This window comes from Nocardiopsis lucentensis DSM 44048, from assembly GCF_000341125.1.
In the GTDB taxonomy this organism is placed as follows: domain Bacteria; phylum Actinomycetota; class Actinomycetes; order Streptosporangiales; family Streptosporangiaceae; genus Nocardiopsis; species Nocardiopsis lucentensis.
Map to the genome: position 1 here is coordinate 1 of NZ_ANBC01000408.1, position 24185 is coordinate 24185.

The window sequence follows — 24185 nt, forward strand, 5'->3', positions numbered from 1 at the left end:
CTACATGCGTCAGGGTGTGGCGGGCATCCGTGACCGCCTCACTGTGGACATGGTCGCCATCCAGCAGTCCCTCGCTGAGCCGCAGGCCTGGGCAACCGCCGCAGTGCTCGCTGTCTTCTTCGCGAAGACCATGCCGCTCGGTGACCACGCCACCGCTGTCCAGTGGTATCGCCGATCCGCAGCACTCGCGGACCGCTCCGAGGATGTTCAGACCCGGGTCTGGGTGCGTGGCCGGGCCTCGCTGGCGATCGCTTACGACCGGTCGGACGTGGACACCGCCGACCTCCTCGCCACTCAGGCACTTGCCCTGGACGAGACCCCGACAGTGGGGCGGCTGAGTGCCCAGCTCGCAGCCTCGCACGTGGCGGCCGTGCGTGGTGACGCCCAGGCGGCGGCCGACCACCTGGACGACGCCCGGCGCACCTTCGACGCGGCCGGGGTGGACGAGGCAGCGACGGATTTCAACATGCCGTGGTGGCGGTTCAAGATCTTCACCTCGGGCGCAGCCTCGCGCACTGGTGATGAACGGGCAGCGCTGGCCGCTCAGGAGGAGGCCGAGAGGACGATCCCTGTCGGGCATGACCGATACCAGACCCACCTCGACATGCACCGTGGCCTCCTCCTGGCGAAAGCCGGGGACCGGCGCGGCGGGACTTCGCACGCCACGACTGCACTCAACAAGCTCCCCGCACCACAGCGATCCGTCACGCTCCGTCGACTGGCTGAAGAGGTCAGAGCCGCCTGAGCACACGAGAAGGCGCCCCGCAGGCGAGATTGCGGGGCGCCTTCTCGTGTGAGCATCTACAGCTCGACGGGGTCACGCGGCGACCGTCCGGCCGCGATCTCGTCGGCGTCATGCCGCCAGGAGGCCCACCTCTCGTCATCGGCGGAAAGGATCCCAGAGACGGCGGCGGGCGAGATGTCCAGCGCGCGAGCAGCTGCTGCCTGGGAACCACGCTCGGCTCCGAATGCCTCGCGGATGTGGTGGGCCCGCAGGAATGAAAGCACGGACAGCCACGTGCGTGCCTCCTCCATGCGTGTGGTGATGGCCGAGTCGACCTCGGCCGGATCGCCATCGAGGTTGGCCAGGAAGAGGTCAGCGAACTCCGCCCAGGTCTCCAGGTGGGCGTCGCGGTCAGCCTCTCCGGTGAGCCGAGTGGGGTCGGTGAGTGCGCGGAAGGTGCCGCTGAGCGCGCGCTCGGCGTCGCGAATCACCTCGGCAACCGGTCGGCAGACGACCGACCATGCCGCTCCGGTGGCCAGCGCTGACCATGCCTGGCCACCGGCCACCCACATGCCAGCCTCCTCTCCGTGAAGGGTCGCAGCGAGCCGGGGGAAGGGCGTCGCGCCCGCCCCTGCGCGTCGAACAGCGAGGTCAAGTGCGCCTTGTCGAGTCAGGTCGTTGGCGATCTGGTCGGCCACGTGAGTCCCCTTCGGTTGAGTGCTATCCAATCTTAAGAGGGGGGTTAACTATTTGGCTACCCCCGGGGCCACTCCTCATCCAGTGCGTGTCTGACGACGATCGGTCATGCGACGCGACTGCAAGAGGTGATGACCATGACACGGAAGACCCAGACGACAAGACCACCCCGACCGCTGGCCATCCGTCTGGGCTGGCGGCGACCGCGGCGAGCAGAGCGCATCCGCGCCTACGTGGCGTGGCCCGCTGGCGACCTCGCCCCATTGGCGCTGGGAGTGCGGCTGCTTCTCGCCGCGAGGAGGGTCGCATGACCTCCGATCTGCCTCCCATGTGTCCCGAGATCGGCCGCGACCACTCCGGCTACGTCCGCCGCTGCGTCCTGGACCTGGACCACGACGGCGACCACCAGGACGCCCGGGGCGATACCTGGGAGCCGCCCGAGGTTGCGCTCCCCCGGCTCCGCGCCCGGTGGGGCCACTCCCACCACATCGTGTACCTGCCGAGCGGACTGTGGATGGCGACCGCCTACGACCCGAACGCCTACTGGAAGACCGAGGTCGAGCCGACCGTGGAGCAGCTGGACACGATGATCGGCCGCCACACCAGCCAGGCCGCGTCCGCCGCGACCACGTAGACCGCCGCGCCCCGGGCTCCCCTTCACCCGTCGCGCCCGGGGCGCGGCCCCACACCACAGAGAGGACGTCATGGACCCCATCCGCACCATGGTCGACGCCGCCCGCGAGGCAGGACTCGTCCCGGTCGTGCAAGGCCGGTCGGTAGACCTGCGCATCATCCGAGACGGCCACGTCGCCGCTGCGATCCGCATGTGGCTGTGCGGGGATCTGTGGCTCCAGGAGTGGCCCGCTCGCCCCGGCGTCACCCCTCTGCCGCGCGGCGCGGTTTTCACCATGGGCTTCGCGAGCACCGACCGGCAGCTCACGGGCGACGACTTCGCGGGCCTCGACGAGTGGTGGGCCCGCATCCCCGGCACCGGCCGGTCACGGCCTCCCGCCCCGGCGTGGATGCGCCGGGTCTACGCCGGGCTGTGACACAGACTCGGCGCCCACACGCGTCTGCGTGTGGGCGCCGTAGGGCCACCAGGCCCACCCCCGCGAGTGGCGGCAACCGCTCGTCGGGGCCCGAAGGAAACCGGATTACGAAGGAGCATACGAATGCAGATCGTGCACACCAATGGACGAAAGTCCCTGCCCACCGACCAGTGGGTGAAGGCCGAGGCCAGCCAGGGTGCATCCAATTGCGTCGCTGCCCTCCTGGCGGGGCGCACGGGTGTGAGCGTCGGCGACACCCAGACGCGCGACGTGATCGGCCAGCTGCCCGCCACCGAGTGGGCCGCCCTGGTTGCGGCGGTCTCCTGATGGGGTGGCTCCTGGGCTGGTACCGGATGTGGTGACCCACACGGACACCAAGCAGTAGACCCCCGCGGGCGCGCGGGATGAGGCCGCCCCAGCGTTGGGGGATGCGGGGCGGCCGGGCCCGGCCTGGGGAGGTCCGGGCCGAAGGGGCCACCGGCCGAGGGGGACCGGTGGCCCCACTTTCAACCCTCACATCATCACGTACAGCCACAGGGGGGATACATGGCGGAGTACCGGCTCACGGTCCGGATCCCGATGACACCGGACCAGGAGGACACCTACCGGGCCGACCACACGCTCGGCGAGAACGACTCCACACGCGACCGACTCGCGTCCACGGTCCATGACGAGCTGGAGGGACTCGGCGAGACCTCCGGATGGTGGGAGGAGGTGCGGGTGTCCTGACCTACCAGGGCACCCACCCACGGAACAGCCACCGAGTCACGTCGCCATCAGGGTCAGGTTCGTAGGCTGCCCGCAGCTCCACGCCCACGGGAGCCTCGGGGGCCATCTCCGGCGGCACCATGTAGTAGCCGCCCCACTCACGTGGGTCGGCGGGTAGGTCGCCCGGGTCATAGGCCATCTGTTCGCCGTCCATCGGGCCGCCGTACATCGTCACCAGCTCTTCGTGTGGCCACCTGTCCATCCGCGCCATGGAGGCATAGTCGCACCCGGCGCATGCAGGTGGGGGCGGTGGCCGGAAGCGGACGCGACGAAGCCCCCACCCTCCCGCGCAGGGGAGGGTGGGGGCGACGCAGCGTCAGCGGCTACGCCTCGTCTGCGGGGAGCGGCCGGTACCCCTCAACGACGTCCCACGCACCGCCGCTGACCGCGCGGGCGATGCACGCCAGGCGGTGCACCAGCTCGTCGGCGGACGGAGGCGGGACGAAGATGATGTCCTGATCCGACGCAAGAGCACTGACCACCAGGTGCTCCCGTGGCGACAGCAGCGAGCACGCGGCTCGCCACGCCTGGAATCCCTCGGAGGGATCCTCGGTGCTCTCCGATGGGTGAGTGACGGTGAGGATTCGGGCCCCGTGCGCGAGCACTAGCGCTTCGAAGGCGTCAGGATCCTCAGTGAGCGCCCACTCCGCGCCGCGTAGCAATGCAGCTTCGGCGTCCAGCTGTTCGCGCTCGGTTCGGGGGTGGTCTTCGGGGGTGAAGTGATTCATGAGCGCCCCTGTACTCCGGTGTGCTCGGGGTCGCATTCTTCCAGATCAGGCACGATTTGTGGAGAGTCGAGCGAGTTCTTCCGGATCGGAGTGCCAGTCGGTACGCCAAAGCGCCCCCGCTCCTCGTGCGAGGAGCGGGGGCTCTGGCGTGCGGTCTACGACCGGCGGGTGTGCGGGGCCAGGTACGCGGCAGCCGCGGCGACGAGAGTCACGGCCGCAGCGGCGACGACCTCGGGCACGTCCAGGCCGAAGAGCCCGGCGACGTAGATGAGCACAGTCACGGCCGCACCGCTCGCACCGGCGGCGGTGACCTTCTTCTCGGGGGCCAGGTGCCCGGGAGCCTTCGGGGTGGAGTGCATCAGCTGGTCACCTCCAGCTCGCCGGATACGCGCACGGTCGCGGGCAGGCCGGTGCCGGTGGACAGGTTCGCGACCGCGTCCAGAGCCTCCCGGCGTGCGACCGCGCGCCGGATCTGCGCGGCGGCGTACCCGTTGATGTGCGCGCCGCTGGTCGCGGAGGATCCGACCCATTGTCGGCATTCCAGTACGGCCGCGGCGGTCTTGGGGCCATAGTCGCCGTCGATGGTGCCCACGGTGTCGCCGAATCCGGCGTGGCCGAGGGTGGTCTGAAGGGCGTATACGGCCGATCCGCTGTCGCCTTCGCTGAGTCCGAGCATCTCCTCGTCTCCTTCTGGGGTGATGGGGGTCGGTGCCCCGGGGGGCTGGGTGAACGTGCCGTCCTCGACCAGGGCGTAGAGCACGCTCCCGGGGCACGAGGTGGAGGAGAAGTCGCGGTGGCCGAGCACGGTCCCGGACACGCCGTGCTCGTCCATGAGCCACTGGCGGAGCCGCCGCACCCCGTCGATCTGCGCCGGGGTGGGCCTCTCACCGTCGCCGATCATCAGGGACACGCTGTAGTAGCTGGCGTTCCCGGCGGTGGTGCCCTGGGCGGCCTGGTAGCGGTACAGCCCCCGGCCCTCGAAGACGTGGCCCTCGACCGAGACGCCGAAGCTGTAGCCGATGTCGGCCCAGGCGCGGTTGTTGACGTGGTCGTCGCGGGTGGACTTCCAGTAGGAGACGCAGTCGGAGTGGTCGCCGAGCCCGGTCGGGGCACCGTTGTAGTGGACGACGAGACCGGATCGAGGGTCGGCGTAGTCGGCGGGGGAGGACGCGGACCAGCCGAAGTAGGTCCGCGGGTAGTCGATCATCGGGCGCCTCCAGGGCATGGTGAAGGCCCCGGCGGCGGCCGGGGTGGTGGGGTGGTGGTTCTAGGACAGGGCGGCGGTGCCGACGGCCACCACGGCCCCGGCGACGATGCCGATGCCGGTCACGATGACGGCCGTGATCGCGATCGTGCGGGTGGCTCGGGTGTCCATGTCCTCGCGGGTGACGGTGACCCGCTCCAGCTCGTCGAGGCGGGTGTCGAGTTCGCCGAGCTGTCGGGCGTGCTCGTCGGTGCGGGCGGCTTGGTGTTCCAGGCGTTGGATGATGACGTCCAGGCGTCCGGACACCTGGGCGAGGCCGACCTCTATCGTTCGGCGTAGCCCTTCCAGGGAGTCGTCGGGCATCAGCCCACCCGCTGGGCTCGAAGGTAGGAGTCATCCGACAGCGTGGTCGGGTCCGCGTGGGAGGTGATCTGCGCCCACTCCAGGGTGATCGTGCCGGGGCCCTGGAGGATGAAACCCTCCCGTGCCGCAGCCCGCAGACCCGAGCCCTGGGTGTTGCCGTACTCGGCCTCGGTGCCCATCCCGTGCACCGCCGAGCGCATGTTCGTGTCCAGCCGGTTCGTGGACGTCGCGGTGGGGCCCTGGACGGCACGCAGGGACACGGTGGTCATGGTGGTCGACCAGGAGACGCGGATGCCGCCGGAGTTGGCGGTGCCCGCGTAGTCGATCATGGCGTGGATGTCCCACACGCCGTCGCCCAGGGTCAGGGTCAGGTCGGAGTCCGGGGCTACGGTGGTGGTGTTGGTGCGGTCCTCGTTGACGCTCTTGTAGGCGTAGACGGGGTTGTGCTCGTTGAGGCGCTCGGCGGTCACACGCATGCCCGCCAGCCACGGAAACGGCACGGTGGCGCCTCCCTTCTGGTCAGAGTGCGATGGTCATGGGGTGGGCCAGGCGCACATCCGCTCCGGCCGGGTGCGGCTTGGTGATGCCGTTGATCCCGCGGGTGACCTCCACGGTCTGCGGGAGCGAGGACCCGTCGCCGATGATCAGGCTGACCCGCATCACCTCGCCGCCGACGGTGATGTCGAACGGGAAGTCGTCCGGGTAGTCAGCGGAGGTGATCCAAGTCGGGCCCGCCGTGGTGGCCACGGACAGGGTGGTTTCGGCATCGTCGATGGCGAACGCCAGCTCGGATCCGGCGGTGTCAGCGCGCTCGGGCGCGTCCGGCTCCCCTCCGGTGGTGCCGTCAGCGGCCTCGCCCACGGTCCACGGCGAGGCCGGGGTGCACACCAGGGTGATGTCCCAGGCGTGGGTGTTGATCCGCTCCTCGTAGCCCTGGACGATCACGTCGATCTCCGCCGCTTGCACCCACGAGGGTGGGTTGAGGATGCGCACCCGGTCCCCGGCATCCAGGGCCACGATGGTCGGGATGTGGGCGGCCATCCTGGGGTTGGCCAGGTTGAGGCGGATGGTGGGGAAGCGCATCTCATCCACGGTGCCCAGGTGGAGTCGCCACGCGGCCTGGTCGGGCAGCTGGGCGTCGTCGGCGAGGTTGAGCGTCACTGACTCGTCGTAGCGGCCCACCGCGGCGACGCCGAGCGGCCCGGTCTCGTCTACCACGCGGTAGCTCGCCCCGCGAGTCCGCTTGACCGTGACGTCGTTGCGGGTGGCCTGGTCGTCGTCGGTCGGCTCGATCGGCGCGAAGATCTCACCGCTGCCGTAGTCGAGGGTGAGCACGGGGGGCTGGTTGTACAGGGTGTCGCGGCCCCGGTAGGACAGGCCGAGCCGGTCACGCAGCTCCCCGGCCACCCCCAGGTCTGGGGCCTGGGCGTCGGTCACCACGTCCAGGAACGTGCCGCGGGGTTGTGGGCCGAGCCGGGTGTCGGCGGCGCCCATGATCTCCATCGGCACGTTCTGCTCTGTGCTGATGCGGTTCAGGCGGGTCCTGGCGGTGTCGTTTCTGCTGTAGCCGCTGAACGAGTCGTTGTACGCCAGGGGGAAGACGCCGCCCCACACGGACAGGTGCCCGAGGGACATCCCCTCCAGTTCGGAGCCGAACCTGGTGTCGATCCCCGTGGCCCTGCCAGCGGTACCGGTGTAGTCAGCGCTGATGGCAGAGCCGTCCGTGGTCTGGTCGAACCAGGCGATCTCCCAATCGACGAGGAACCCGTTCTGTACTGCCAGAAAACGGAAACGCCGCCAGTCGTTGAAGAACGGCGGAGTGCGGCCGGTCAGGTTGCCGCTGTGCGCGTTGATCTCCACATCGTCCGCGTCGTAGATCCGCCCCACGATGTACAGGTCACCACTGAACTCCAGCAGGCTCGCCTGAGCCCGGCCCTCAGTCGTGATGATGTTGAACAGCACCTGCTCTGAGGTCAGGGTTTCAGGCTCGGGGAGCTTGTAGAAGAAATCGACCTCCCAGCCGTTCACGTCGTCCATGGGGATCGCCCGTGAGGTCCGCAGTCGTGCGTTGTCGGTGATCGTGGGAAGCCGTTCGGAGCTGATCAGACTGTCGTCGTCAGCGAAAACCAACCCGGAGGCGATCAGCGGTTCCACGTTGTCCACGCCAGCTGTGGGCCGGGTGGTGTCCACGCCGTCCTCCAACGGCCAGTAGGCCGGGGGCCAGTAGGCCGGGATGGCGGATCGAAGGGCCGACTGGAGCGGGGACTGCCCCTGCCCCAGGCGGCGCAGGATGCCCGCGGCCTGGAGAGGCACCCACACGTCGGAGTCGGACAGATCCCACCGGGGCGGCCAGCTCGCGACCTGGCCCACGAACCGCACCGAGTAGTCGGGCGGCGTGGGGGCACGCACCGTTAGGTCGTCGTAGGCGAACGTGAGGGGAGTGGCGGTGTCGTCAGCAGTGACGATCGACCGAAGCCCGAACAGGCCATCGTCAAGGACGTTGGTGTACGCCTGCGTGTGCCAGACGGCAGGCTCCTCCTCGCCATCGGCCCACACTCGCATCCGCAGCTCTGGGCCGTCCGCCAGGCACCGAACTCGCAGCACGGTGTCTGGCTCGTAGGTCAGATCGGGAACGTTGCTGAGCCCGGAGGTGAAGATCAGGGCGTTGTCCTGGAACTCCTGGATGCCCGTGGTGATGCGCAGACCCTCGTCGCTGGGGAGCCCGGTATCGGTGCGGAAGCCCACTGAGAACCGGACCAGAGTGTTGCCGACGATGCGGGCCTGGACGCCAGCGAACGCGGCGGCCGTGAGGCTCCCCGCGGGGACTCGGTCGATGCTGACCGTGAACTCGGCATCGAAGTCGGCGGGCTGGTCCGTGGTGGTGGTTTGATTCGCCGACGAGCCCAGGACGCTCATGGCCATCAGCCCGCGGCCTCCCGAGACTGAGTACGTGGACGCGGGAACGTTACCGAAGGGGTCGTCCCACACCTGCCCGGTGTCAGCGGTCCCCCACCCGTCGGTGACGGTGCGGGCGAAGCCGTCGACCAGGTGCACCTCGCCCGGCGGCGGCGGATCCTCCACCGACACGCGGAGGGGGGTGTTGCGGCCGATCAGCCCGTAGTACGGCGACATGGGGTTGCGCGGCGAGTACTTGCCGTGCCGGTTGTTCAGCGTCAGGGACAGCTTGGCGGGGTCGGCCTGGGTGGCCTCGTCCGCACGGCCGCGGCGGATCTGGATGTCGGAGGAGACGCGCACGTCGCCAGTGATGTCCACCCACGTGCCATCAGAGAGCTGGAGTTCCACGCCCAGGTCCGGAGGGAAGGTGGGTGGCTGGTAGGCCTCGGTGACGGCGGTCAGCTCGGCGGACGCCGACAGTGTCGCCGAGGTCGTCACCGACTTGGACACGGCGGCGGCCAGGTCCCCGCTCGCGGCGAGGGAGGCCGACGTGGTCACCGCCTTGGACAGGTCGGCGGTCAGGACAGCGGAGGCGTCCAGGGTCGCCGACGTCACCGGGGCCGCGGCCGGGCCGAGGGCGGCCGAGTCGCTGATGGCCAGGTGGGACAGGTAGGTGGGAGGTGGTGTGGCGGCGGACTGGTCCTCAGCCCAGGCCAGGTCGATCGCGGCCAACACCTCAGCACCGGCGCCGCCCCCGGACCCGAACGTGCCCACGAGATGCCCGAGGCCGTGGTCGGCGGCGAAGCCGTCCAGCTGCCCGGCCATCTCATCGCCGTAGAAACCATCCGCACCGAACAGCGGAGCCGGGTATCCGAGGTCGATCAAGCGGTTCTGGTAGTCCTGCACATCCTGGCTGAACGTGCCGTTGCCGTAGGGCAGGTAGAAGTCGCGCCGGTACCGGTACGCGCTCACCTCGGCGGTGACGCCTCCGGCCAGACCGGTGCCGGTGAAGGTCGCGACCTGCTCGCCGGAGGTGGCGTGGCCCGGGTAGAGGCGGACCTCGGTGTCGGTTCCGTCCGAGGTGGCCTCGATCCGCACCCACTGGCCCAGGGCCACCCCCGTTCCGGACAGGGTCGGTGACAGGGCGCTGTCGTCGAGCCCGTCCGGCTGAAGGGTTACGCCCACATCGCCGCCGGCGGTTTCGTGCAGGACCAGTCCGTAGGACCCGAGGCGGGCGATCCACCGCACCTCGTCCTCGCCGTACCCGGCGGCCTGGAGGTCGGGCAAGTAGGCGTAGACCCGCAGGTGCCACGGGGCACTCGGGAGCGTCGCTGTCAGGTGCGGGGTGTCGCCACGGTGCAGGCCGGTGGACACCTCCAGGGTGGTCAGCGACCGGACCGTCTGTAGGTCCTCATAGACCGCCCGATCGAGGGCGCCGATGTCGACCGTGCCCACCCGGGCGGTGTTCGCCAGCGACGACGTGGTGGGCAGCGCCCCGGGAGGCCCAGACAAGCTGTTGTCGACCGTGACGGCCACGGCATCCTCCTCTCTACGCCGGGCTGGTCAGATTCAGGTCGGCCGGGTCCACGGTCAGCACCCCGGCCGCCCCGAACGTCTCCTGCGTGGATGTGGCACCGCCGCCGAGCCACGTGGTGCCGTCCACCGCCCACAGGCCCACGTGGGTGATGGTCGCGGACTCCACGTCGAACACCAGCGGGGACGCGGTGGCGACGCCGCCGGAGGCCGCACCCCAGGTGATCGCCTTACGGGCGTAGGAACCGCCCGTGGCTTCGTTGGCGCCGGTCGCCCCGGGGTCGGACGTGTGCAGGCTCATGTGGGTGGCCTGGTCGACTCCTGCCCCATCCAAGAGGCCGTTGAGGAACACGGTGGTCAGAGCCATGGGCTGCTATCTCCTTCCGAGAGAGGTGACGTCGCCGCCGCCGGACTCGCGCACCCACCCGCGGATCACACGGACCAGGTCGTCGGTGCCGCCGGTCACGTCGAGAGTGATGGACTGAGCGGCGGTGGATCGCTGGGTGGCGGCCACGGTGGCGGCGGACAGGGTCGGCGCAGCGGGTGCCGTAGTGGCGGTGGCGGCCATGCGGTCGTCCAGCGGCGACATGAGCCGGTTGGCGATGCGGTCGATGCGCGTCAGCTCGCCGAGGATGCCGTCACCGACGCCTTCGGCGATGCGCGCACCTGAGATCTCCGGAGCGCCTCCGCCGGACAGCGGCCCTTCCTTCGCCGGGGAGAAGGGAAGCTTGTCGCGGATGGTGGAGGCCATGCTCGATGCCGTGCTCGACAGGGACCCGAACATGCTCCTGATGCCGTTGATCAAGCCACGGATCACGTTCTTCCCGGCGTTGTACAGCAGCGATCCGAGGTTGCCCAGCGCGGATCGGATGCGGCCCGGGATGCCCCGGACGAACCCGACCAGGCGGCCGACGGTGGCCACGACCCGGTTGTGCATGCCCAGGATCGCGGTGATCGCGAGGTTCTTCGCGGCGTTGAACCCGGCCGAGATCGCCGACTTGACGAAGGCGATGGCCGCGGACACCTTGCCGGTGATGGCCTCCCACGCACCGGAGATCTTGGAAACCACCCAGTCCCACGCGGCTGCCACGGCCGACTTGATGGACTCCCACAGCCCGACGAAGAACCCGGCGATGGCACCCCAAACAGAGGCGGCGGTGGACTTGATCCACTCCCAGACCGCAGCCAGCTTCTCCTTGATCCAGTCCCAGGCGGCACCGGTAGCGGCCACGATCTCGTCCCAATAGACGATGATCAGCACGATCACGGCGATCAGGGCGATGATCCCGAGGATGATCCACGTAATCGGGGACGCCCAAAAAGCCGCGTTCAACAGCCACTGGACACCCGCCCAAATCAAGGTGGCGACCCGGATAGCAACCATGATGCCCTGGTAGAGGCGCAGGGCGACGGTCGCCGCAGTGACCGCCGCAGCAATGCCCAGGACGGCCCCCGCGACCATCGTGAGCGTCCCCTGATTCTCCGACGCCCACCCGGCCACGTCGGACAGAGCCGGGCCGAGCCCGGAGGCCAGGTCGGTGGTCAGCGACCGGATCGAGGAGGAGAACTGCTGTGCGGGGTCGGCGGCGAGCGTGTCGGCCATGCCCTGCGCGGACCCGGACACGTTGTCGAGCGCGGCCGTGGAGGGATCCAGGGCGTAAAGCCCGTCAGCGAGGTCCTCAGCCTTGGTGCCGAACAGCTCGGTGGCGATGGCGTCACGCTGGATCGGGTCCTCCACATTGCGGAGGGCGTCCAGGGTGGTGTCCAGGGCCTCGCTCGCGCCCTCGCCGCCCTCGCCGATCTTGGCGAACAGCTGGTCGGCGGGCAGGCCGAGTGACTCGAAACCCGACCGGATTCGGTCGGACCCGGTGGAGGCCTCGATCGAGAACTCTTTGATGGCGTCAGCGACCGCGTCAGCGTCGCGGGCGCCGCCCTGGAGACCCTGGGAGATGAGCCCCATCGCCTGCTCACCGGACAGACCCATGCTGCGGAACTGCGTGGAGTACTCGGTGACCGTGCTGAGTAGGTCGTCGTTGTGGCCTGCGGTCTCCCGGAACCCAGCGGCGAGGAGGTCGAACGCTTCCTGGCCGTTGGCGGCCAGACCGGTCTTCATGAGTTGGCCGGCGGCCACGGTGGCTTCGTTGACATCCTGGTCGAACGTGGACGCCAAGGTGAGCGCCGAGGTGGTCATCTCCTCCAACTCGGCGTTGGTGAAGGATCCCAGCTCACCAATGTTGCCGTGCACACCGGCCAATGCGCCGTTCACCTCACCGATCGACGAGCCGAACCCGTCGGAAAACACCGCCCCGGCGACCTCACCCGCCCGCGCCGCCTCGTCCTCGGCCAGGCCGAGCTGGGCGGTCAGCTTCGCATTGGCCGATCCGATCTCCAGAGCGTCGGAGATGCCCACGCCCAGGGCGGCACCGGTCGCGAGCCCGGCGGTGGTGCCGATGCCCTCCAGGGTCACGCCGAGCTTTTCAGCGTCGGCCTGGACGTCGTCGAAGGCGCTCTTGACGGCGCGGGTGGCGCGGTCCGCTCCGGACTCGACCCCCTTAGCATCGACACCGATCTTGACGAGGAGCTCTTGGAGGGTGGCCACAGCTCACCTCCCTCAGGGTCACCGCCGCTGGCGGCGTATGGATGGTTGTTCGGGCTCGTGCGAGACGACGCGGGTCGTATGGCCGTCGGCGTCGCGGATCTCCTCGACGCCGCCCAGGGCCCGGTTGGCGTCGCGCACGGCGGCCAGCTGCTCCTCCCACGACGTGCCGCGGTCGTGGTCCCAGTCGGGTAGGAAGTCCGTCGGCTTGGCCTTGCGTCCGCCCTTGCCACGGTTGGCGTTGGCGATCACCGACGCCAGGAGGGCAACGAGCTGATCATCACGCTGCCCTCCCAGGGGTCCGGTGATCTGCTCGTAGGCCATCCACCGCGTCAGCTCCGCACTGGACATGCGGCGCAGCATCTCGCCGACGGGCATGCCCAGGTGAGCGGCTAGGCGGTACTGGAAGGCGAGCTCGGGGCGCTGCCGGAGCTGGCTTTTCCCTCCTCCACCGCGTCCTTACCGATGCCGGACAGGCGGCGCACGACGTCCCAAAGTTCGCCCATGACCTTGCCGTTCTTCCGGCCGAGCTCCTTGGCGTCGGCGTCGGCGAACAACCGTTCGCCCTGCTCGTTCACGATCGCCTTGGTGACGAGCTTGGCGCGGAAGTTCTGGAGACGGGTAGCGCTGACCTCGCCCTTGGAAGCGGCGGCCATCGACGCCTCGTAGGCGTCACGGTCAGCCGACGACAGTCCGGCCACGCGCACCGTCCCGCCCCACTGGGGGACGGGCACGTCCTCGTAGTCGATGTCGTTGGCACCGAGGATGGCGTCCTTGCCGAGCAGCATGAGGGGTTTCTCCTTCTGGTTCAGGGGTGATCAGGCCAGGCTGGACAGGACCGGCTTTCCGGACACCTTCCAGGTCAGGGAGGCCGACAGCTTGTCGTCGAATGGGGCTTCGGGCTCGAACCCGGTGAGACCGGCCTGGAAGGTCCACGTCGTCTGCGCCGGGTCGGGGAAGATCACCCGGTAGCCACGCGGTTCGGAGGACTCGTAGTCCTCGGTGAGCGGGTCGTGCAGGACCGGGTCGTAGTTGAGATCCGCGGACACCTCGCCGCCGTCCTTGAGCCCGAAGATGAACTCACGCCACCCGTCGGGGCTGTCGTGGGCGGTGACGTCGATCTCCTCCCGGGAGGTGGTGGGCCCGGAAGTGTTGGTCATCGACCCCACCGGCTCGTAGTCCCCGCCGCCAGGCGTCGCCTCGCGCTCGAGGGCAACGCCGAATCCGTCGCGTCCAGCCATGGGTCACTGCTCCTGTTCTGTGGTGATGCGGAACCGGAGGACGACGTGCCTGATGGCCGGGTCCTCGTCGGTGATGTTCTGGCCGAACTCGAACCGCACCGACACCGTGTGGTGGCCGGGGACGGTGAGCGGCTGGTGGTCGACGAGGGTGGTCGCCTCGTCGGCGATCGTGTTGGCCTGGATCCACCCGCGCTCGCGTGACCACACATGCAGGTAGATGGTGGTGTCGCGGCCGAGCCCGTCATGGGTGTTATCGGCGGATTCGGTACTGATCTCGCCGATCGTCACGTAGGGATGGGCAGCGGCCTCGGGTACGTAGTCGTAGACCGGGCACGACAGGGCACCGTTCAGGCGCTGGTAGAGAGCCGTCTGGATTCCGGCAGCGGGGCGAACCCCCACACCGACCACCCCCTATCGGAGCTTGTCGAGCGCAGAGCCGACGTGGCGGCGCAGCCGGTCGGAGTACTTGGGCGCTTCGGCCTCGGCGGCAGGATGGGCGAACGGCTGTGCGGCCGTGCGGCTGGTGCCGAACTCAACCAGGGCCGCCCACCACGCGCGCTTGGCGCCGAACACGCCCACCTCGCCCCGCAGAGCCCCGCGGACCCGACGGCCGATCGCCCCATGCAGCTGCCCCGACTGGCGGGGCACCCGGGAGCGCATGTCCTTGTAGACCGCGGTCACCGACTCGGTGGTGGCCGCCTTGGCGCCGTCGTAGATCTGATCGGGCAGGTACTTGAGCTGCCTCTCCAGCTTCTTGAGGCCCTTGACGGTGACCTTGGCCATCACGCCCCCTCCGGCTGGATCAACTCGCAGTCGGCGCGCAGGTACACGTCCTCAGACGGGACCACTGCGGCGACCACCCTCCAGGTCTGCCCCGCCCGGCGCAGCTCGTCACCCCGGTGCACGTCCGTCCCGGGGGCGAGGTAGATCGGTTGGGTGTGGTCGGCCCCCACCTGGCGGGCGGCCACCCGTTCGGCGACGGACGGCTGGGAGATGCGGCACCGCACCGGCCCGATCTCCACCCACGTGGTGGTCTGCCCGCCGGACCCATCCGGGACGGTGGTGCGCCGCCACAGGGTCACCTCGACGTTGAGCAGGTGGCCGATGGCGCGGCGTCTCATCGGGGCAGGTTGAGCACGGCGACCTCCACCGCCGTCACGGCGTCCCACGACAGGGCCGCGCGGCGGATGGTCGGGTCGCGGTAGACCGAAGCCATCGGCACCACCGCCACCTCCCCGGCGGGGATGGTGACCGTGACGTCCTCCACGGGGATGCCCCGCACGGTGCCGGGGGTGGCCACGGTGAGGGTGTGGGCAGAGGCGTCGTCGTTGCGCACGAGCAGCACCATGCCGGTACCGGTGGGTGCCTCGTCGCCCCCGGCCGACGCCGGGGTCCACACGATGGCGTCCAGGCCCGGAACGGGGGCGTCCTGGGCTGCGATGATGGCCATGAGTGTCCTTCCTCAGAGGGAGCGCAGCACGGCCGCGCCGCCGCCGAAGCGGCTGCGCAACCGGGTGCGCAGGTAGTCGGGGAGCTCCATCTCGGTGATGAGCCCGTCGCCGCCGTAGGTGACCGAGTAGTCGCCGATGCGCTCGGAGCGCACGTCCCCGGCGGCCAGTCCTTCACCCCCGGAACCGGATCGGTAGGCGACCAGGGACTGAGTCGCGATCCGGCACACCAGGTCGACGATGTCGGCGGGCACCGTGGCCAGGCCGTGGGTGTAGGTGACCTCCACCTCGGCCTCCACGCCGCCCCACCCGCAGCTGCGGAACAGGGAGGCGCGGGGGCGGGACAGCCGCCAGTCGTCCACCTGGGCCTCGTCGATGAGCACGGTGGTCACGGAGGTGACCGGCGGCCCTGGCATGGGCAGGCGGGACTCGCACCGGCCCGCCAGGACGACGGTGCCGGTCGTCTGGGAGATCGGGCACCCGGCGGCGGACCGCACGGCGGCGGAGGCCACCCCCAGGTATCGGTCGACGAGCTGCTCCTCGCTCGCGTCGATGGCCACGCCGAGCGCGGTCATGTCCGCGCGGGTGGCCAGCGGGGACAGCGGCACGGCGGCCTCCTACTCGGTGCTGGCCGGGGCCTTACGCGGGGAGGCCTTGGTGACGCTGCGCAGGTCGTCGCGGCGCACGAGCTTCTTCAGGTACTCGTGTGTCTCGCCGCCCTCCTCCACTCGCAGGCCCACCTTCTGGCCGCTGTTGTTGACGATGTCCAGATCGATCTTCTTGGTGTCCCTCGCCATGGGTCTTGTCCTTCCTTAGGCGGGCAGGCCGGTGGTGACGTCCACGTCCATGACGGCCAGAGCCTCCGGCCGCACGACACGCGAGCCGTACAGGTGCAGGCCCTTGATCGCGTCGCTGAAGGACGACTCGGGGCGGTAGGCCTCGGTCTTGTTGATCTGGTCGGCGAACGTGGTCGCGATGGAGTGCCCGGCCACGACGAAGTTGGAGACCGCCGGGGGTGTTCCGGCGGTGCCCTCGGGCAGGTTCAGCGACACCATCACCTGGAAGCCCAGGACGCGGCCCACCTCGCCGTTGAGGATCGGGGTGGTCGACCCGTACTGGGAGGCGTCGATGAACCGTGCGTCCTGGAGCAACAGCGCGTGGAGTTCGGGGGCCACGATCAGGAACCGCCCCTGGGCGGGGACCTTGGCCTTGTCCAGGGCGAGCTTGAGGGCCAGGACGATCTTGTACGCCTCGTCCGCGGTGCTGGCCGAGCCCGCGGTGAGCACGTTGCCCGCGTTCGTGGTCATCAGGGTCGCCACGAACTGGTCGGCGACGTCGCGCAGACCGTCGGCGGCCTCCATCGCCGCCTTGCTGAGCAGCTGCCCACCGTCGCGGGCCTGCCGGGCGTCGACGTCGTCGACTTCGAACGCGAAGTACTTGGCCTGGTCGATCAGCAGCGTCTGATCGGTGGTGGTGAGCGTCTCGGGGTCGATCGTGGTGACGTTCTTGGTGTACGTCGAGATCGTTGGCGCGGTCAGGCTGCCGATGTGGACGGTGTCGCCGAACTGGGCGATGTCGCCCTCGTAGTCGCGGTTGATGACGTTGGACTGGCCGAACACGTACCGCTTCTTCAGCGCCACGAGCAGGTCGGCGTTCCACACCTCCGGGATGAAGGTGTCTACGGCCATGATGGTCTCCTCTTCAGGGGTTACCGTGTGCTGATTCCGAGCGCGTCGTCCAGGCGGCCGTCAGCGCGGGCCTTGACGATCTGCTCGGGGCTCATCCGCTTCAGGTCGGCGCGGGTGAGCTGCTTGGGCTTGCCGGTCCCCTTGCGGGCTCCGGAGTCCGCGGTCCCCTCGAAGCGGGGACGGGTGCCGCCTTGCGCGGCCAGGTAGGGCTTGCGCTTGATCAGGTCGTCGATCGCGTCGCTGATCTCCTCGGAGTCGACCTCGCCATCGTCGTCGACGTCGAAGCTGCCCAGGTCGAGGAGGCGCAACGCGTCTTTGGGGTCGGCGAGCTTGCCCGCCGCGGCGGCCCGGACCTCCGAGCGCAGGATGCGCGCGTTGGCCTTGGCGGTGACGGCCTCGGTGGCGGCGCGGACCGCGTCCTCGTCGGCGAACCGTTCACCTCGGGAGGACTCGGCGAGCTTCTTCTCCAGCTCCCGGCGCCGGTCTCGTTCGGCCTTCCACTTCTCCTTCTGGGCGGCCAGGGCCTTCTTGCCGGGGTCGCCGAGGTGCTCGGCTCCCTCGGGGTCGGCCTCGTCGTCCTCGCCGATTTCCTGCTCGGGGGCGGCCGTCTCGTCGGTGCCGCCGTCGCCCTCCTCGGTGGTGCCCTCGTCCTCCTCGTCGTCGAGGGCGCCGCCCAGCACGGGCCACACGGGGCGTTCGCCGATGACGGCGAGCGCCCTGAGGCCGGTGACAGGGTGGACGGGCAGGTCGGTGTCGAGCGTCTCGCTCATCGTGTGCTCCCGTTGCGGGTTGGTCAGCCCCCGCCCGTTGCGGGCGGTGGCGGTGAGGTGAGATAGCCGTGCTCGTACAGCAGCTCCAGGGCGTGCTGTCGGTCGGAGGCGTCGCGCATGATCGCCTCGGGCATCAGCCGCGGCCGGGCGGACCGGGTGTAGCGGCCGGACGCGTCGGGGCGTAGATCGCCCAGGCGGCGTCCGGCGTAGCCGCGGGACGTGGTGCCCTCGGTCGTGTAGCGGCCCCGGGTTCGGTTCGTGGCGGACTGCATGCCACGTCGGGCGTTGACCACCTGGCCGATGTCGGCGCCCTCGCGGATGGCTGCGGCGGCGTGGGCGCCGAAGGACCGGTCTTGCTGTGCTCGGGACATGGACTCAAAAACCCGACGTGGGTCGTCGCCCTCCACCCGCTCGTCCGGGCTCATGGGCCGCATCGTGCAGTCGCACCGAGGGTGGCGGGCGAACCCTTCGGACCAGGCGTACTCGCGCCCGGCCAGGACGATGCACCGGCCACACGCCGGACGCGGCACCACACGGGTGTAGGCGACCACCCGCGGGCGGGTCGCCATGCCCACCTGCTCGACGGACCGGCCGATGTCCAGGGTCTGAGTGCGGGCCATCTCGTCGAGCTGTGCACGCCCGGCGGCCAGTGCGCGGCGCGGAGAGACACCGCGCTTGATCGCCGACAGCGACGTGATCGCCGGTCGGGACAACAGTGTGCCCAGGTCCCGGCCGTCCGAAGCGGTACCGGCCAGCTGTTCGGGAGCCAGGGCGGATACCGCTGGGGCGATGGCGCCAAGGAGTTCATCGAGGTACTCCACCGCCCCCAGGGCGGCGGCCAGCTGCGCGGCCGACAGCAGTGTGACCGCGCTGGGCACGATCTCGGCCCAGGACCGGCCGATGTTGTCCGCATCCACCTGCGACCACAGATCGCCGAGACCTTCGGCGGCGCCGAGGGCGATGCGTTTCTGTGCGCGCTGGTGGTCGATGGCTGCCTGGGCGCTCACGCGGGCTCGCCCTCGTCGCCCCCGGCCTCCTCGCCGTCACCCTCGGGTGCCTCATCGGGAGCGGGGATCTGGCGGGCCCGCTCCATCTGGTCGGCGATCGCCCCGATCGGATCCATGTCGGCCTCGCGCTGCTTCATGGCGAGCATGTCGGCGACCTCGGTGGGGGTGAGCCCGTACCGCAGAGCGATCCATTCGAAGGGGAACCCGATCTGCTTGAGCTTGGTCAAAGCGTCGGCGAGCTGGGCGTGCGACCGTGACTCGGCGTCGGCCCACAGCACCTGTCCGGACCGCAGCGCGCGGGCCTTGGAGGTGTCGCCCTGGGCGAGGGCGACGAGGGCGAACACCTCCCGCAGGGCTTGGCCAAACCACAGCTGTTTCTCCTCGGTGCGTTTGACCAGGCCGGTCTCGGCGGCGATCAGTGCGTCGCCGGACAGGTTGGCCATCTTGCCCACCAGGTAGTGCTGTGGGGTGCGGGTCTGGGCGGCGATGTGCCCGACCGCCACCTCGATCACGTCGGAGTAGGCGGCCAGGTTCGCCGCGGACCACTCGTCGGTGCGCACGTTCTCCCCGTCCACCCACAGCACCCGGTCGACAGCGAACTTGGACAGGTCCGCCGGGCGTTCCCCGACAACCTCCCCTTGGTCGTTCAGGACCGGGATCGTCGGCCGCTCGGCTCCCAGGACGATCCGCTGCGGGAAGCTGGCGTAGTCCGAGGCGGTGAACAGCTGCGCCCACAGCAGGTTGACTGCGTCCTGCATCGCCACGACCCCGGACACGTCCGAGATCGGATCGTCGGCGAGCAGGGGGCGGTTCGGCAGCTCCACGAGCGGCACCACGCCGAGCGGGTTGGTCTGCGGGTTCGGTTCGGCCCCGGTGTCGCGCGGCTCCCAGGAGGCGATCTCCTCGTCGGCCTGGGCCATGTTCGCTGACTTCTCCTGACGTGGCAGCGGGCGCTCCAGCTTCCATACCTGGTCGGGCAGGTACAGCACGGCCATCTCGGTCTCGCCGTCCTGCCAGCGGCGCAGCGCGGCACGGCGCCGGCGCCGGGATCCGGGCTCGTAGGCCACCACGCACTGGGAGGCGTCCTCGAAGGTGACCAGAGGAGTGTCCTCGTCGTCGGGGTTGCCCCACACCAGCGCGAAGCTGCGCGCGGACACCACCGACCCGAGGAAACCCAGCTGGGAGTCGGCGTCCAGGGCGTTGGTCTGCCACACCCTCCACGACTCGGCGTCGGCCTGGTCGGCCCCGGCGGGCTTGACGCCGGTGACGGTCAGCCGCTCCACGGGAGAGTCGGCGACCACCTGCGTCCAGTTGTCGGAGAAGTCGCGGTACCGCTCGCCGTGGTATTTGCGGAACTCCTCGGAAGCGAACCGCAGCGGCTGCTCGCCCTTGTAATAGCGCTGGTTGGTGCTGATACGTCCCCACCGGGTCGACAACTCAGCTTCCAGCGTGTCCACCAGGGCGCGGGCATGCTCGAGGGTGACCGGCATCCGTTCCCCCTCTCATGCGGTGTAGACGTAGGTCCGTTTGCGTTTGGTCATCCCAGCGGCGACGGCGTCCCCGGCGGCTTCGTGCGCCAGGACCGAGGTGACGGTGGCGTCGATCTTCTGGCGCTCCGAGGCTTTGCGGAGCACGTACCGGTCGCCCGGCCGCGCGGCCGCTCGGGTGTTGGCGATGTGGTCGTGGGTCAGCTCGCACCCGTCGTGGGTGAAGGTGGTGTCCTTCTTGAGCACGTCGGTGCGCAGTCGTTCGCACGCGGCGTGCATCTGCACGATCCGGCGGGTCTGCCACCGGATCACCTTGCGCTGGCCGTGCCGGTCCACCCAGGCGTCCACCTCGGACTCCCAGTAGGGCGGGTCGCAGTACATGAGCACCACGTCGAAGGTCCGCATCAGTTCGTCGACCGCGGCGTCGACCTCCAGGCGTGGCACCTGCCCGTCCGGGTAGTCGGCCGGGTTCCAGATGGTCGGCTGCCGGTCGGGACCATACGTCGGGGTGAACTGGTGCCCGTCGAGGGTCTCGGCACGGATCGCCGTCCAGTCGTCGATGTCGGAGCCGTCGAACCCGAGGACGATGCGCGTCTTCGGCTTGATCTGGCGGGGCTTGGCGCGCTTGGCCCACTTCTGGACGTCCAGCCAGGACCGGGACCCGGACACGATCCGGTTGCCGAAGAACCGCTCGGCCTGGGCGGGGTCGCGCTCCAGGATCTCGGCGGCCTCGGCCTCGATCGCGTCCAGATCCACGTGGCTGCTGCCCGCGTAGACATACCGGTGGATCTTCCGGCGCTGCCGCTTGTCGGTGTACGACAGCGACTTCGGAGCCTGCGGGTGGTACCGGAAGATGTCCCGCCGTCGCGACTTCGCCGTCGCCTCCGCCACCGAGTCCTCGCTGGGGTCCCAGGCGTTCGTGGTCTCCAGCGACCGCCCGCCCATACCGGCCAGGCCGCGGCGTTGGGTGTCGGCGGTCTTGGTCATCTTGTTCGTCGGTGTCCAGATCCCTGTCTCGTCCTGCAACGCCATCGTGATCGGCTGCCCGAGGCGTGACGTTGCCGAGGAGGTGACGACGTCGATGCGTCCCTCGTCGCCGATCCGGATGAACTCCTCGCCCGCCTTGGGCAGGACGTCGGCGAGCGGGCCGAGGCGGATCATCGACCGCAGTGGTCGGTAGACGTTGTCGGTCTGGTCCTCCGAGGTCGCCGTCAGCTGGATCAGCGGGGTCGGCCACGGCGTCCCCATCGGTTCGCCGGGTTCGTACCGGTACCACCAGCCGCACGGGCAGCCGTGGTCCACACACCGATAGACCTCGCCGCCGGATGCCCACCCGGCGAACACCACCGGGCCGACCGCCTCGGCGAGGATCAACGTCGCCGACCACGGTCCCTTGCCGGTCTTCTGCGGCGCCACCACCTGCGACCGTCGGTAGGTGAACGCGGTGGCCAGCTGCCCCACGGTTGCCTGCGGCTTGATCCGGTAGTGGTTGACGGTGCACCACAGCTGCCACGGGTACAGCTCCAGGTCGTCACCCGCTCGGAATCCGTCGGGCACCGGGCAGTGTGCCTCGATCCAGTCGGGGACGACCCACAGGGTTGGCCACTCGACGATGAAGGACGCGGTGGGGTCAGGAGCCGTCGCCATCGACGACCCTCAGCCGGTCGCGGGCGCTCCGGCGGCGCGGGGTGGCAGCCTTCTTCGGCTGCTCCTCCTCGGCGACGGGTGCCGACGGCTCGGCCTGGTCGACCTTCCAGCGGTTGCGGAGCATCCCCTGCACGGTCAGGCCGAGGGAGTCCATGTACTGGCGGACGACCTTCTGCACATCAGCACGGGCGCCGGGCTGCTCGGCCTCGCTGAGGTTGCGCACCAACAGTGCGACCTCGTAGGCCTGTCCCATCTCCTCCCACATCACCGCCTGCGGGCGGGACCACAGGTCGCGCCACAGGTCCCACTCGCGCGGCTGGACATCCACCAGAGGGAACTTCGGCGGCGGCCCTGGGCGGCCTTCGGCAGGCAGGGTCCTCCACCCGGCAGCGTCGGACTTGCGGTTGCGGCGGAGCGCGTTCGGATCCGGCGGCGGACCGGACGCGACACGAGCGCCTCCTCGGGGCATGGTCATCACTCCTCGGTGCTGCGTTGCGCAGCACGATCGGCCGCCACGTTGCGTGACGGCGGTGACCCTATGAACACGGCGGACTTTTTTGCGCCCTCCCCGGCGCCCCGGAGCATCAGCCCCCGAGGGGGTCACCCCCCGGGTTGTTACTCCCGGTCGTGCCACCCGGCTGGTTGCTCGCGGGCGGTGATCCTGCTGTGGCACCTCTTCGTGAGCGCCATGAGGTTCGACCAGTCGTGGCCTCGCGGCCCGAGCGGTCCGAGCCCGTCGACGTGGTGCACCTCGGTGGCTCGTGGCCGCATCACCCACGGCTGCGAGCTGTGTTCGGCGCACTCACACCACGGATGCTCACGCAGGTACGCACGTTGCGTGCGGTACCACCGGGCGTCGTATCCGGCCTGCGCTGATGTGGGGCGGGCTTGCTTGCGTTTGGCCTGACAGGAGGGGCAGGGGCCGGAGGGGGTGAGGGTAGGGCACCCGGGCGTTGGGCACACCTGGAGGGCTCGGCGTCGCATAGCACCCCCTGGGGTGGCCGGATGCGGCCAACGGGCTCGGCGGGCGGGGAGGGTGGGGTGTACTGGGCGGCGTCTATCCCCTGATGCGAGGAGAGCGCCATGAGGCGTGGTCTGGTGTGCGTGATGTCCGCGGCTGCCTTGGCTCTGGCCGGATGCGGTGGCGGGGGCGGTGCGGTGACCGCCCAGGAGGTCTCCGAGGCGTTCGAGGAGGCTGGGCTCCCGATGACGGACGCGCGCGACAACTCGGACGGCTGCTCAACTCCGGAGGTGTGCACGTCCCGGATCACGACCGAGGACGTGTCGGTCTACGGCTACGACTCCGTCGAGGACGCCCAGAACTATGCGGAGACCGCTGGCGAGGGCTACCACCAGAACGGCCCGATCGTGCTGGGCTACGTGGGCGCGGACACCCCTGAGGACCTCCAGGTGCAGTACGAGGAGGCCCTGGCGGACCTGTTGGCGGAGTAGTGCCCCGCCCTGACTCAACGCCCCCACCCCCCAGTGGAGCGGAGCCAGAGCGGGACGTGTGACGCCCGGCGGCACGAGGCCAATCGACCGAACCCCGCGTGCGTGTGTTGGGACGGCCTCTTGTTGTGTGGTCGCCGCCGGGCGGGCCTGCGGGACTTGCACTTCAGAATGTCGCGGGACGCGTTTATGCTGCCCAGATCGCTATGCGATAGGAGGCAGTGTGGCCAAGTACAAGGTCGAACTCACTGCGGCGAATGCCGCAGGAATGGCAACGACGATGGAGGAGGAGGTCGAGGCGAGCTTCTTCAACACCGTTGGGGAGTTCGTGGACTTCTTCCATGGCCCTGGATCGCGGGATCACGTCGTGCTGCGAGTGCGTGCCGACTCGGTCCTGAGGATCGAGCGCATCGAGAAGTAGGTCCCCTCACGACAGAGGCCCCGACCGGCGTGTGCTGGTCGGGGCCGTCTGGCGTCTTCGGACAGCTCGCGCCATCCTGACATCGGATTCTGCCATCTTGTCAAGCTGTGCGCAAGTGCGCACGTGTACGTGCTGACCTCCGCTGCGCCGCCTCCATGGCCGCCACCGTGGACGTGTGCTCCCGGCTCACCTCGCACCGCACCTGCCCGTCGGACGGCAGCCCCGGCGCGATGACGGCGCGCAGCGCCCCGCCGCACACGACCGGGGTCTGGCCGACGAGCGTGATGGCCCGGCACGCCTGCGGGAGCGGCACGTACCGGACCGGCCGGTCCACCGCCCGCACCGCCTGGCGGACGGCGGCGAGGACCTCGTCGACGAACTCACTGCCGTACTCGCGTGTGCGGATCCACTGGACGACGGGGGCGAGCCACGCGGCCATCGCCTGGATCGTGTCGGCGGGGGGACGGCCGG

Annotated in this window: 32 protein-coding genes and 1 pseudogene; 7 read left to right on the forward strand and 26 right to left on the reverse strand. The window is 69.8% G+C overall.

All coding sequences use genetic code 11. From position 1 onward, the window contains the following. The coding region (locus tag D471_RS0113965; RefSeq protein WP_017599181.1) for a hypothetical protein at nt 1-745 on the forward strand (745 nt) is incomplete at its 5' end. Between the two features lie 56 nt (nt 746-801). Here D471_RS0113965 and D471_RS0113970 read toward each other — a convergent pair. Next, a complete protein-coding gene (locus D471_RS0113970) occupies nt 802-1422 on the reverse strand; it encodes a hypothetical protein (RefSeq protein WP_152486318.1) in 621 nt (206 codons plus the stop codon). A gap of 305 nt (nt 1423-1727) precedes the next feature. On the opposite strand from D471_RS0113970, the gene D471_RS37655 reads away from it, so the two are divergent. The 4 genes from D471_RS37655 (at nt 1728) to D471_RS0113990 (ending at nt 3198) form a co-directional block, all read left to right on the forward strand. Continuing rightward, the gene (locus D471_RS37655; protein ID WP_017599183.1) at nt 1728-2054 is read left to right on the forward strand and encodes a hypothetical protein; all 327 of its coding nucleotides are present in this window, start codon (nt 1728-1730) and stop codon (nt 2052-2054) included. Between the two features lie 70 nt (nt 2055-2124). Next, a complete protein-coding gene (locus tag D471_RS0113980) occupies nt 2125-2469 on the forward strand; it encodes a hypothetical protein (protein WP_017599184.1) in 345 nt (114 codons plus the stop codon). A gap of 123 nt (nt 2470-2592) precedes the next feature. Beyond that, nucleotides 2593-2796: a DUF397 domain-containing protein gene (locus D471_RS0113985; protein ID WP_017599185.1), complete on the forward strand. Its 204-nt coding sequence runs from the start codon at nt 2593-2595 to the stop codon at nt 2794-2796. A 219-nt stretch (nt 2797-3015) separates the two neighbouring features. Beyond that, the gene (locus D471_RS0113990) at nt 3016-3198 is read left to right on the forward strand and encodes a hypothetical protein (RefSeq protein WP_017599186.1); all 183 of its coding nucleotides are present in this window, start codon (nt 3016-3018) and stop codon (nt 3196-3198) included. Nucleotide 3199: 1 nt separating this feature from the next. Here D471_RS0113990 and D471_RS0113995 read toward each other — a convergent pair whose 3' ends face one another. The 24 genes from D471_RS0113995 to D471_RS0114110 form a co-directional block, all read right to left on the reverse strand. Next, a complete protein-coding gene (locus D471_RS0113995; protein WP_152486319.1) occupies nt 3200-3439 on the reverse strand; it encodes a hypothetical protein in 240 nt (79 codons plus the stop codon). A 121-nt stretch (nt 3440-3560) separates the two neighbouring features. Next, on the reverse strand, nt 3561-3965 hold the full coding sequence (locus tag D471_RS0114000; RefSeq protein WP_017599188.1) for a hypothetical protein: 405 nt from the start codon (nt 3963-3965) through the stop codon (nt 3561-3563). Between the two features lie 155 nt (nt 3966-4120). Continuing rightward, nucleotides 4121-4324 carry a hypothetical protein gene (locus D471_RS0114005; RefSeq protein ID WP_017599189.1) on the reverse strand — a complete coding sequence of 68 codons (204 nt, stop codon included), beginning with the start codon at nt 4322-4324 and terminating at the stop codon, nt 4121-4123. Further along, nucleotides 4324-5172, reverse strand: coding sequence for a peptidoglycan recognition protein family protein (locus tag D471_RS0114010; protein WP_017599190.1), 849 nt, complete (start codon nt 5170-5172; stop codon nt 4324-4326). The genes D471_RS0114005 and D471_RS0114010 overlap by 1 nt, the downstream gene beginning before the upstream one ends. 60 nt (nt 5173-5232) lie before the next feature. Further along, the gene (locus tag D471_RS0114015) at nt 5233-5532 is read right to left on the reverse strand and encodes a hypothetical protein (protein WP_017599191.1); all 300 of its coding nucleotides are present in this window, start codon (nt 5530-5532) and stop codon (nt 5233-5235) included. After that, on the reverse strand, nt 5532-6032 hold the full coding sequence (locus tag D471_RS0114020) for a hypothetical protein (protein ID WP_017599192.1): 501 nt from the start codon (nt 6030-6032) through the stop codon (nt 5532-5534). Before D471_RS0114020 ends, D471_RS0114015 begins: the two co-directional genes overlap by 1 nt. A 19-nt stretch (nt 6033-6051) precedes the next feature. Beyond that, nucleotides 6052-9963 (reverse strand): hypothetical protein, encoded by a 3912-nt coding sequence (locus tag D471_RS0114025; RefSeq protein WP_017599193.1) that lies wholly within the window; start codon nt 9961-9963, stop codon nt 6052-6054. A gap of 13 nt (nt 9964-9976) precedes the next feature. Then, a complete protein-coding gene (locus D471_RS0114030; RefSeq protein WP_017599194.1) occupies nt 9977-10327 on the reverse strand; it encodes a phage tail fiber protein in 351 nt (116 codons plus the stop codon). Between the two features lie 6 nt (nt 10328-10333). Then, the gene (locus D471_RS0114035) at nt 10334-12559 is read right to left on the reverse strand and encodes a phage tail tape measure protein (protein ID WP_017599195.1); all 2226 of its coding nucleotides are present in this window, start codon (nt 12557-12559) and stop codon (nt 10334-10336) included. Nucleotides 12560-12577: 18 nt separating this feature from the next. Next, nucleotides 12578-12934, reverse strand: coding sequence for a phage tail assembly protein T (locus D471_RS41145; protein ID WP_017599196.1), 357 nt, complete (start codon nt 12932-12934; stop codon nt 12578-12580). Between the two features lie 14 nt (nt 12935-12948). Continuing rightward, entirely contained in the window at nt 12949-13344 is a 396-nt protein-coding gene (locus D471_RS0114045; RefSeq protein ID WP_017599197.1) for a hypothetical protein, read from the reverse strand. A gap of 30 nt (nt 13345-13374) precedes the next feature. After that, on the reverse strand, nt 13375-13797 hold the full coding sequence (locus tag D471_RS0114050) for a phage tail tube protein (protein WP_017599198.1): 423 nt from the start codon (nt 13795-13797) through the stop codon (nt 13375-13377). Nucleotides 13798-13800: 3 nt separating this feature from the next. After that, nucleotides 13801-14196 (reverse strand): DUF3168 domain-containing protein, encoded by a 396-nt coding sequence (locus D471_RS0114055; protein WP_206538941.1) that lies wholly within the window; start codon nt 14194-14196, stop codon nt 13801-13803. Nucleotides 14197-14208: 12 nt separating this feature from the next. Continuing rightward, nucleotides 14209-14580: an HK97-gp10 family putative phage morphogenesis protein gene (locus D471_RS0114060; RefSeq protein ID WP_017599200.1), complete on the reverse strand. Its 372-nt coding sequence runs from the start codon at nt 14578-14580 to the stop codon at nt 14209-14211. Beyond that, on the reverse strand, nt 14580-14918 hold the full coding sequence (locus tag D471_RS0114065) for a phage head closure protein (protein WP_017599201.1): 339 nt from the start codon (nt 14916-14918) through the stop codon (nt 14580-14582). The genes D471_RS0114060 and D471_RS0114065 overlap by 1 nt, the downstream gene beginning before the upstream one ends. Next, nucleotides 14915-15247, reverse strand: a complete 333-nt coding sequence (locus D471_RS34440) for a hypothetical protein (protein WP_017599202.1) — start codon at nt 15245-15247, stop codon at nt 14915-14917. Before D471_RS34440 ends, D471_RS0114065 begins: the two co-directional genes overlap by 4 nt. A gap of 12 nt (nt 15248-15259) precedes the next feature. Next, complete coding sequence (locus D471_RS0114075; RefSeq protein ID WP_017599203.1) at nt 15260-15853, reverse strand: head-tail connector protein; 594 nt, start codon at nt 15851-15853, stop codon at nt 15260-15262. A 9-nt stretch (nt 15854-15862) separates the two neighbouring features. Next, nucleotides 15863-16042, reverse strand: a complete 180-nt coding sequence (locus D471_RS0114080) for a hypothetical protein (protein WP_017599204.1) — start codon at nt 16040-16042, stop codon at nt 15863-15865. A 15-nt stretch (nt 16043-16057) separates the two neighbouring features. Beyond that, nucleotides 16058-16933 carry a hypothetical protein gene (locus D471_RS0114085; RefSeq protein WP_017599205.1) on the reverse strand — a complete coding sequence of 292 codons (876 nt, stop codon included), beginning with the start codon at nt 16931-16933 and terminating at the stop codon, nt 16058-16060. Nucleotides 16934-16953: 20 nt separating this feature from the next. Beyond that, entirely contained in the window at nt 16954-17703 is a 750-nt protein-coding gene (locus D471_RS0114090) for a hypothetical protein (protein WP_017599206.1), read from the reverse strand. A 23-nt stretch (nt 17704-17726) separates the two neighbouring features. After that, entirely contained in the window at nt 17727-18710 is a 984-nt protein-coding gene (locus D471_RS0114095) for a VG15 protein (RefSeq protein ID WP_017599207.1), read from the reverse strand. Continuing rightward, nucleotides 18707-20200 (reverse strand): phage portal protein, encoded by a 1494-nt coding sequence (locus D471_RS0114100; RefSeq protein WP_017599208.1) that lies wholly within the window; start codon nt 20198-20200, stop codon nt 18707-18709. The genes D471_RS0114095 and D471_RS0114100 overlap by 4 nt, the downstream gene beginning before the upstream one ends. Nucleotides 20201-20212: 12 nt before the next feature. Beyond that, nucleotides 20213-21844 carry a hypothetical protein gene (locus D471_RS0114105; protein ID WP_017599209.1) on the reverse strand — a complete coding sequence of 544 codons (1632 nt, stop codon included), beginning with the start codon at nt 21842-21844 and terminating at the stop codon, nt 20213-20215. After that, entirely contained in the window at nt 21828-22319 is a 492-nt protein-coding gene (locus D471_RS0114110) for a phage terminase small subunit (RefSeq protein WP_449406566.1), read from the reverse strand. Before D471_RS0114110 ends, D471_RS0114105 begins: the two co-directional genes overlap by 17 nt. Nucleotides 22320-22927: 608 nt before the next feature. On the opposite strand from D471_RS0114110, the gene D471_RS0114120 reads away from it, so the two are divergent. Further along, nucleotides 22928-23296: a hypothetical protein gene (locus D471_RS0114120; protein ID WP_017599212.1), complete on the forward strand. Its 369-nt coding sequence runs from the start codon at nt 22928-22930 to the stop codon at nt 23294-23296. Between the two features lie 220 nt (nt 23297-23516). After that, entirely contained in the window at nt 23517-23714 is a 198-nt protein-coding gene (locus D471_RS39495) for a hypothetical protein (protein WP_152486320.1), read from the forward strand. A 100-nt stretch (nt 23715-23814) separates the two neighbouring features. Here the strand turns inward: D471_RS39495 and D471_RS0114130 are convergent. Then, a pseudogene (locus D471_RS0114130) lies at nt 23815-24185 on the reverse strand (hypothetical protein); the annotation flags it as partial.

What these genes read in the sequence shown, in the direction of transcription:
- D471_RS34440 (WP_017599202.1), bottom strand. Translation starts at nt 15,247, where the DNA reads ATGGCCATCATCGCAGCCCAGGACGCCCCCGTTCCGGGCCTGGACGCC.
- D471_RS0113985 (WP_017599185.1), top strand. Translation starts at nt 2,593, where the DNA reads ATGCAGATCGTGCACACCAATGGACGAAAGTCCCTGCCCACCGACCAG.
- D471_RS0114050 (WP_017599198.1), bottom strand. Translation starts at nt 13,797, where the DNA reads ATGGCTGGACGCGACGGATTCGGCGTTGCCCTCGAGCGCGAGGCGACG.
- D471_RS0113995 (WP_152486319.1), bottom strand. Translation starts at nt 3,439, where the DNA reads ATGGACAGGTGGCCACACGAAGAGCTGGTGACGATGTACGGCGGCCCG.
- D471_RS0114110 (WP_449406566.1), bottom strand. Translation starts at nt 22,319, where the DNA reads ATGACCATGCCCCGAGGAGGCGCTCGTGTCGCGTCCGGTCCGCCGCCG.
- D471_RS0113980 (WP_017599184.1), top strand. Translation starts at nt 2,125, where the DNA reads ATGGACCCCATCCGCACCATGGTCGACGCCGCCCGCGAGGCAGGACTC.
- D471_RS0114090 (WP_017599206.1), bottom strand. Translation starts at nt 17,703, where the DNA reads ATGAGCGAGACGCTCGACACCGACCTGCCCGTCCACCCTGTCACCGGC.
- D471_RS0114085 (WP_017599205.1), bottom strand. Translation starts at nt 16,933, where the DNA reads ATGGCCGTAGACACCTTCATCCCGGAGGTGTGGAACGCCGACCTGCTC.
- D471_RS0114005 (WP_017599189.1), bottom strand. Translation starts at nt 4,324, where the DNA reads ATGCACTCCACCCCGAAGGCTCCCGGGCACCTGGCCCCCGAGAAGAAG.
- D471_RS0114060 (WP_017599200.1), bottom strand. Translation starts at nt 14,580, where the DNA reads ATGGCCAAGGTCACCGTCAAGGGCCTCAAGAAGCTGGAGAGGCAGCTC.
- D471_RS0114010 (WP_017599190.1), bottom strand. Translation starts at nt 5,172, where the DNA reads ATGATCGACTACCCGCGGACCTACTTCGGCTGGTCCGCGTCCTCCCCC.
- D471_RS0113990 (WP_017599186.1), top strand. Translation starts at nt 3,016, where the DNA reads ATGGCGGAGTACCGGCTCACGGTCCGGATCCCGATGACACCGGACCAG.
- D471_RS0114015 (WP_017599191.1), bottom strand. Translation starts at nt 5,532, where the DNA reads ATGCCCGACGACTCCCTGGAAGGGCTACGCCGAACGATAGAGGTCGGC.
- D471_RS37655 (WP_017599183.1), top strand. Translation starts at nt 1,728, where the DNA reads ATGACCTCCGATCTGCCTCCCATGTGTCCCGAGATCGGCCGCGACCAC.
- D471_RS0114065 (WP_017599201.1), bottom strand. Translation starts at nt 14,918, where the DNA reads ATGAGACGCCGCGCCATCGGCCACCTGCTCAACGTCGAGGTGACCCTG.
- D471_RS0114000 (WP_017599188.1), bottom strand. Translation starts at nt 3,965, where the DNA reads ATGAATCACTTCACCCCCGAAGACCACCCCCGAACCGAGCGCGAACAG.
- D471_RS0114120 (WP_017599212.1), top strand. Translation starts at nt 22,928, where the DNA reads ATGAGGCGTGGTCTGGTGTGCGTGATGTCCGCGGCTGCCTTGGCTCTG.
- D471_RS0114080 (WP_017599204.1), bottom strand. Translation starts at nt 16,042, where the DNA reads ATGGCGAGGGACACCAAGAAGATCGATCTGGACATCGTCAACAACAGC.
- D471_RS0114100 (WP_017599208.1), bottom strand. Translation starts at nt 20,200, where the DNA reads ATGCCGGTCACCCTCGAGCATGCCCGCGCCCTGGTGGACACGCTGGAA.
- D471_RS41145 (WP_017599196.1), bottom strand. Translation starts at nt 12,934, where the DNA reads ATGCCCGTCGGCGAGATGCTGCGCCGCATGTCCAGTGCGGAGCTGACG.
- D471_RS0114030 (WP_017599194.1), bottom strand. Translation starts at nt 10,327, where the DNA reads ATGGCTCTGACCACCGTGTTCCTCAACGGCCTCTTGGATGGGGCAGGA.
- D471_RS0114105 (WP_017599209.1), bottom strand. Translation starts at nt 21,844, where the DNA reads ATGGCGACGGCTCCTGACCCCACCGCGTCCTTCATCGTCGAGTGGCCA.
- D471_RS0114045 (WP_017599197.1), bottom strand. Translation starts at nt 13,344, where the DNA reads ATGCTGCTCGGCAAGGACGCCATCCTCGGTGCCAACGACATCGACTAC.